This window comes from Streptomyces sp. A18 (assembly GCF_059026065.1).
Genome location: NZ_JBWLKL010000029.1, coordinates 79,948 through 85,947, shown reverse-complemented (window position 1 = coordinate 85,947; position 6,000 = coordinate 79,948). Strand labels below are relative to the sequence as shown.

The following is a 6,000-nucleotide window of genomic DNA, read 5'->3' as shown; positions in this document are numbered from 1 at the left end:
GCGTTCGGCGTTCGGCGTTCGGCGTTCGGCGTTCGGCGTTCGGCGTTCGGCGTTCGGCGTTCGGCGTTCGGCGTTCGATGTAAGTGTCTCTAGCGACTCGCGCACATTACGATTCCGCGGCCCGAAAGTGCCAGTGAATTAGCAGATTCCGTCAACTGTCCGGGCTGCGGGCGGACGCGCGGCGCACCCGGGGGTTCGATTACGCTCAGGGGCATGGCCGACGCACCGTACAAGCTGATCCTCCTCCGCCACGGCGAGAGCGAGTGGAACGAGAAGAACCTGTTCACCGGCTGGGTGGACGTCAACCTCACCGCGAAGGGCGAGAAGGAGGCGACGCGCGGCGGCGAGCTGCTCAAGGACGCCGGCCTGCTCCCCGACGTGGTCCACACGTCCCTCCAGAAGCGCGCGATCCGCACCGCGCAGCTCTCCCTGGAGTCCGCCGACCGCCTCTGGATCCCGGTCCACCGCAGCTGGCGCCTGAACGAGCGGCACTACGGCGCGCTGCAGGGCAAGGACAAGGCGCAGACGCTCGCCGAGTTCGGCGAGGAGCAGTTCATGCTCTGGCGCCGCTCGTACGACACCCCGCCGCCGCCGCTCGACCGCGAGGCGGAGTACTCGCAGTTCTCCGACCCGCGCTACGCGACGCTCCCGCCGGAGCTGCGCCCGCAGACGGAGTGCCTCAAGGACGTCGTCGTCCGCATGCTCCCGTACTGGTTCGACGGCATCGTCCCCGACCTCCTGACGGGCAGGACGGTCCTGGTCGCGGCCCACGGCAACTCGCTGCGCGCCCTGGTCAAGCACCTGGACGGCGTCTCGGACGAGGACATCGCGGGCCTGAACATCCCGACGGGCATCCCGCTGTCGTACGAACTGGACGCGGAGTTCAAGCCGCTGAAGGCCGGCGGCACGTACCTCGACCCCGACGCGGCGAAGGCCGCGATCGAGGCGGTCAAGAACCAGGGCAAGAAGAAGTAGCTTCCGCGATCATGCCCCTGGCCCGCACATACCGTGCGGGCCAGGGGCATTCGTCTGCCGGCCGCGGCCCCTGGAGCCGGCCGGCCCGGCCCTGGCCTCAGTCCGCACGTCTGCGGGCGACGTACACGGTGTTGGACGCGGTCCCGCCCTGGAGCGGGTTGGCGAAATCGACCACGTGCGCGGCGGTCTCCGTGAAGACCTCCGCGAGTACCGAGCCGAACTCCTCGTCCGGTGGGTCGTTCGACCACAGCGCGAACACGCCCCCGGGGTGGAGCAGTTCGGCCAGGGCGGCCAGACCCGCCGGGCGGTAGAGCGCGGCATGGCCGGAGTGCAGCACGTGGCGGGGTGAGTGGTCGACGTCCAGCAGGATCGCGTGGAGTCGGCGGCCAGGAGTCTCGGGGTCGAGGCCACCGGGGCCCGCGTCGTCCGCCGGCACCGGTCCACCCGCCGCCGCACTCCCCGCGACCATCGCGAAGAAGTCCCCGCGCACCAGCCGGCACCGGGGGTCCGACGCGAGGCCCGCACCCAGCGGTACGAGCCCGCGCCGGTGCCAGTCGATCACCTCTGCCAGAGCGTCGACGACGATCAGCGACCGCACGCGCGGATCGTCGAGCGCGGCCTTGGCCGTGTATCCGAGGCCGAGCCCGCCCACGGCGACATCGAGCGGGCCCTCGGGCAGCTCCGCGAGGCCGAGCCGGGTCAGTTCGATCTCCCCGGCGGTGAAGAGGCTGGACATCAGGTACTCGTCGTCGAGCTTCACCTCGTAGACGTCCTCCCCCGATGCCGGGTCCCGCCGGCGCCGCAGGCTGATCTCGCCCATGGGAGTCGCCCGCCAGTCGATCTCTTCGAAACGTGCGCTCATCCGGTGTTCTTCTCCGCGTTCCTGTCGGCTGCCGCGGGCGGATTGTTGCGCGCCGCGGGGAAGCACCGTACTGGCCGGGGCGGGGCCCGGGGCCCGGGGCTCATAGGCTGCCCGCGTCCGAGATGCCTGCGCGAGTTCACCCACGGTGCCCAGGATCCAGTGGCCGAAGGCGGTCGGAACGATGAAGCACACCGAAGACCAGGACGACGGCCATGGTCATTCCCGTGTCCAGCCGAGTCCGCGGCTTCACCCGTCTGCGCCACAACAAGAAGACGACGACAGCCAGCAGAACCGCGAGATCAAGCGTCAGCACCACGTGGCCGGTCCTCCCGTCAGGCAACACCCCTCTGCGCCTCATACAGATTCCGTGGCCGCACCGCAGCCGTCGTCCCGTAGAGCTCGATCCGTGAGTGGAGGTCTCCGGAGAAGTCCGGTACGTCGATCTGGTCGAACTCGCGTACCTCGTTGATGCCGACCGTCGCGCTGTACGGGGCCAGGCCGTCGATCTTCATCAGGCCCGCCCGCTCGTTGGTGACGCGGATGTTCCAGTGGGTGAAGCGGGCGCCGAAGAGGGGGCCCGCGCTGGCGTCTCCGCCGTGGCGGCCGTTGTTGTTGACCGTGATGTCCGTGCGGACGTTCGCGAAGGGCATGCCCCGGTGGCTGTCGAAGGTGCCCATCTCCATGTCGCCGCGCGACCAGACGTTGTAGGAGGACAGGCCTTCTACGTTGATGCCGTGGAGTTGAGTGCCCGACGGGGCCGGGGTCGTGCGCCGAGCTATGCGGAAGTCCTCGATCAAGTTGTCGTGCGAGCCCTCACGGCAGAAGTACGGATGGTGCGAGCCCCTGCCCGTCACGCGCGTGCGGCGCAGCGTGCAGGCCGAAGCCGCCACCAGGCCGAAGCCGTTGTCCACGTGCCGGACCTCGATGTCGTCCGCCCAGCAGTCGTACGCGCACTGGAACGTCACCCCGTTGTAGCCCTTGTCCAGGAGGTGCGGGGATTGCGGGGTCTCCACCGCCTCCAGGGTCAGGGCCTCGACCCCCGCCCCCGTCAGCGCCTTCGCGTGCGTCGTCAGGCGCGGGTCCCACTCCTCGCGTACGTCCAGGGGGAGCGGGCGTTCCAGGGTGACCGTGTCCTTCCGCACGGACGTGACTCTCACCGGCCACTCGTACGGGACGTACGACGTGAGCTTCGTCTTGTCGCCCCAGGTGTACGCCTGTGGCCCCTCTCCCCCGCCCGCCATGTGCTGCAGGAGCGTGTGGTCCGCGTCGTCCGCAAGGCGGAGCAGCACCAGGTCGCCCTTGTGGATGCCTGAGGCGTCCGTGACCTTCAGGGTGCGGTCGCCCCGCTGTGCGGGGGCCGTCGTCGTGAGCGTCTCCCATTCGTCGCGCTTGTTGCCCGTCCAGCCCTCGAAGGGCCAGGCCTTCGCCTTGACGGCCGCCGTCAGCGACTCCCAACGGGCCTGCGGACAGAGCCAGATGAGACCGCCCGCCCAGGACCAGCTCGACTTGTCCCCGCCGTAGCGGGAGCCGTAGGGGCCGATCAGCTCCGTGAGGTTCTTCGTCGCGTGCAGTGTGGTGCGTCCGCTGCCCGCGCCTCTCAGGACCACGTTGTCGTGGGCTATGCGGATGATGTCGTCGATGCGGTACTTGCCGGGCGGGATGACCACCGTGCCGCCGCCCCGCGCCCCCGCTTCGGCCAGTGCGCGGTTGATCGCGGGGGCCGAGTCCGTCTCGCCGTCCGGGCTCGCTCCGTAGTCCCTCACGTTCGCGACCACCTTGGGGCGCGGGAGACGGCGGGTTCCCGAGCGGGCGCCCGCTCGGGCTATGTAGGGGATTTGGGGGTGCGTGTAGGGGGTCTTCGTGAACTCCCGCCAGAGGGTGGGGGTTTCGCCCGCTCCACCCGTCCCCGTTCCCGCGCTCGCCGTCCCCCTCCCCACGCTCGCGCTCGCCGTCCCGCCCGTCACGGCGACCGCCGCCACGGCGATCGCACCGCCGAGTACGCCCCTTCTCGTGGGGTGCTCCTTGCCCGTACCCATCCCCATGCCCGCCGCCACCTTCCATGGATGTGAACGCCATTCATGTTTGCGATGGGCGCGAGCATGCCACGGGTGCCCTCTACGGGGAAGATGTCCTACGGGGCCTCTTGGCGAGGGGAGTTCAGTCCTGCGGCTGGGTCAAGTGAGTGAACGCGTCCAGGTTCCGCGTGGACTCGCCGCGCGACACCCGCCACGCGTACTCCTTGCGGATCGCCGAGGCGAAACCCAGCTCCAGGAGCGTGTTGAAGGAGCCGTCCGCGTTCTCCAGGACCGAGCCGAGCAGGCGGTCGAGCTCGTCCGGGGTGACCGCCGAGAGCGGGAGCTTGCCGGTGAGGTAGATGTCGCCGAGGGAGTCGATCGCGTAACTCACGCCGTACAGGCGCAGGTTCCGCTCCAGGAGCCAGCGGTGGACCGCTGAGTCGTTCTCGTCGGGGTGCCTGATCACGAACGCCGTCAGAGACAGGGCGTGCTTGCCGATCCTGAGTGAGAGCGTCGTCGACAACTTGCGGGTGCCCGGCAGCTTCACCACGTAGGAGCCGCTCTCCGGGCTCTCCCACTCCAGCTCCGCCTCGTCCAGCGTCCGCTCGATGATCGCGGTCGCCGCTCCGTCAGCCTGATCAGCCATGATGCGAGGGTACGCGACGCCTGTGCTCATGCACGGCTGCCGTGTACACGTCCGCCGTGGCGGACGCGGCCGTGTCCCAGCCGAAGGATTCGGCGTGCTGTGCGGCCGCGTCGCCCATGCGGTCCACCAGGTGGGGGTTCTCGGCGAAATCGCGCAGCACGCGCGCGTAGTGGGCCGGTTCGTGGCCGTCGATCAAGAAGCCCGTCACTCCGTCGCGCACGGCGACCGGCAGGCCGCCCACCGAGGCGGCGAGGACCGGGGTGCCGGCGGCCTGCGCCTCTATGGCGACCAGGCCGAAGGACTCGCTGTACGAAGGCATCACCAGGACCGAGGCCGCCCTGAACCAGTCCGCGAGCTGCTCCTGACCCACCGGCGGCTGGAAGCGGACGACGTCCGCGATGCCCAGCCGCGCGGCCAGCTTCTGCAGTCCCTCCGGCTTCGCCAGGCCGCTGCCGCTGGGGCCGCCCACCACGGGTACGACGATGTTCGAGCGGAGCTCGGGGCGCTGGTCCAGGAGGACGGCGACCGCGCGGAGCAGGACGTCCGGTGCCTTCAGGGGCTGGATGCGGCCCGCGAAGAGCGGGACGAGCGCGTCCTGCGGGAGGCCGAGGCGGTGCCGGGCCGCCGCACGGCCGTCGGCGGGGCGGAAGCGGTCGAGGTTCACGCCGGGGTGGACCACGGCGACCTTGCCCGCCTCGGCTTCGTAGTGGCGTACGAGCTCGTCGGCCTCTTCGTCGGTGTTGGCGATCAGGCGGTCGGCCGCGCGCACGATCTGCGTCTCGCCGATCACGCGTGCCGTCGGCTCCGGGGTGTCGCCCTCCGCGAGGGCGGCGTTCTTGACCTTCGCCATCGTGTGCATGGCGTGCACGAGGGGCACGCCCCAGCGCTCTGCGGCCAGCCAGCCGACGTGGCCGCTGAGCCAGTAGTGGGAGTGGACCAGGTCGTAGTAGCCGGGGCGGTGGCCCGCCCATGCCTGCATCACGCCGTGGGTGAAGGCGCAGAGCTGGGCGGGCAGCTCCTCCTTCGCCAGGCCTTCGTACGGTCCCGCGTCCACGTGGCGCACGAGGACGCCCGGTGCGAGTTCGACGGCGGGCGGCAGTGCGCCCGTCGTCGAGCGCGTGAAGATCTCGACCTCGATGTTGATCGCGGCGAGGCGCTTGGCCAGCTCCACGATGTAGACGTTCATGCCGCCCGCGTCGCCCGTGCCGGGCTGATGCAGCGGGGACGTGTGCACGCTGAGCATGGCCACTCGGCGCGGGCGCCGGTGTGTGCCGGGGAGCCGGAGCCTGCTGGGCGCCGCTGTCGAGCGACGACTGAGCCTGGACACGTACTGGCTCACGTGGCAGTCCTCCTTGTGCGCGCACGGGCATGGCTTAAGGGAGGGCGTGCACGGTCCTCCAGAGGGTGAACACCGGAAGGTCCTACTCCATTTCCTCTTTGCCGAATCATTGCCGTTTACGTCTCAACCAATGGCCTCGCCGGGCGACGCGTACCCCTGCCGC

At 70.2% G+C, this 6,000-nt stretch carries 5 protein-coding genes; 1 reads left to right on the top strand and 4 read right to left on the bottom strand.

Translation table 11 applies throughout. From position 1 onward, the window contains the following. Positions 1 to 213 precede the first annotated feature (213 nt). A complete protein-coding gene (locus tag AC5P1C_RS32350; protein ID WP_493869508.1) occupies positions 214 to 975 on the top strand; it encodes a phosphoglyceromutase in 762 nt (253 codons plus the stop codon). A 97-nt stretch (positions 976 to 1,072) separates the two neighbouring features. Here AC5P1C_RS32350 and AC5P1C_RS32345 read toward each other — a convergent pair whose 3' ends face one another. The 4 genes from AC5P1C_RS32345 to mshA all read right to left on the bottom strand — a co-directional run bounded on the left by AC5P1C_RS32345 (position 1,073) and on the right by mshA (position 5,837). Next, entirely contained in the window at positions 1,073 to 1,837 is a 765-nt protein-coding gene (locus AC5P1C_RS32345) for a spermidine synthase (protein ID WP_493869507.1), read from the bottom strand. A 332-nt stretch (positions 1,838 to 2,169) separates the two neighbouring features. Next, the gene (locus AC5P1C_RS32340) at positions 2,170 to 3,879 is read right to left on the bottom strand and encodes a glycoside hydrolase family 55 protein (RefSeq protein WP_493869506.1); all 1,710 of its coding nucleotides are present in this window, start codon (positions 3,877 to 3,879) and stop codon (positions 2,170 to 2,172) included. Positions 3,880 to 3,994: 115 nt separating this feature from the next. Beyond that, positions 3,995 to 4,498, bottom strand: a complete 504-nt coding sequence (locus tag AC5P1C_RS32335; protein WP_493869505.1) for a type III secretion system chaperone family protein — start codon at positions 4,496 to 4,498, stop codon at positions 3,995 to 3,997. Next, positions 4,491 to 5,837, bottom strand: coding sequence for a D-inositol-3-phosphate glycosyltransferase (gene mshA, locus AC5P1C_RS32330; RefSeq protein WP_493869504.1), 1,347 nt, complete (start codon positions 5,835 to 5,837; stop codon positions 4,491 to 4,493). Before mshA ends, AC5P1C_RS32335 begins: the two co-directional genes overlap by 8 nt. Positions 5,838 to 6,000: the final 163 nt, after the last annotated feature.

Excerpts from the sequence above, each read along its gene's own strand:
- AC5P1C_RS32350 (WP_493869508.1), top strand. The coding sequence starts at position 214 with ATGGCCGACGCACCGTACAAGCTGATCCTCCTCCGCCACGGCGAGAGC.
- AC5P1C_RS32345 (WP_493869507.1), bottom strand. The coding sequence starts at position 1,837 with ATGAGCGCACGTTTCGAAGAGATCGACTGGCGGGCGACTCCCATGGGC.
- AC5P1C_RS32340 (WP_493869506.1), bottom strand. The coding sequence starts at position 3,879 with ATGGGGATGGGTACGGGCAAGGAGCACCCCACGAGAAGGGGCGTACTC.
- AC5P1C_RS32335 (WP_493869505.1), bottom strand. The coding sequence starts at position 4,498 with ATGGCTGATCAGGCTGACGGAGCGGCGACCGCGATCATCGAGCGGACG.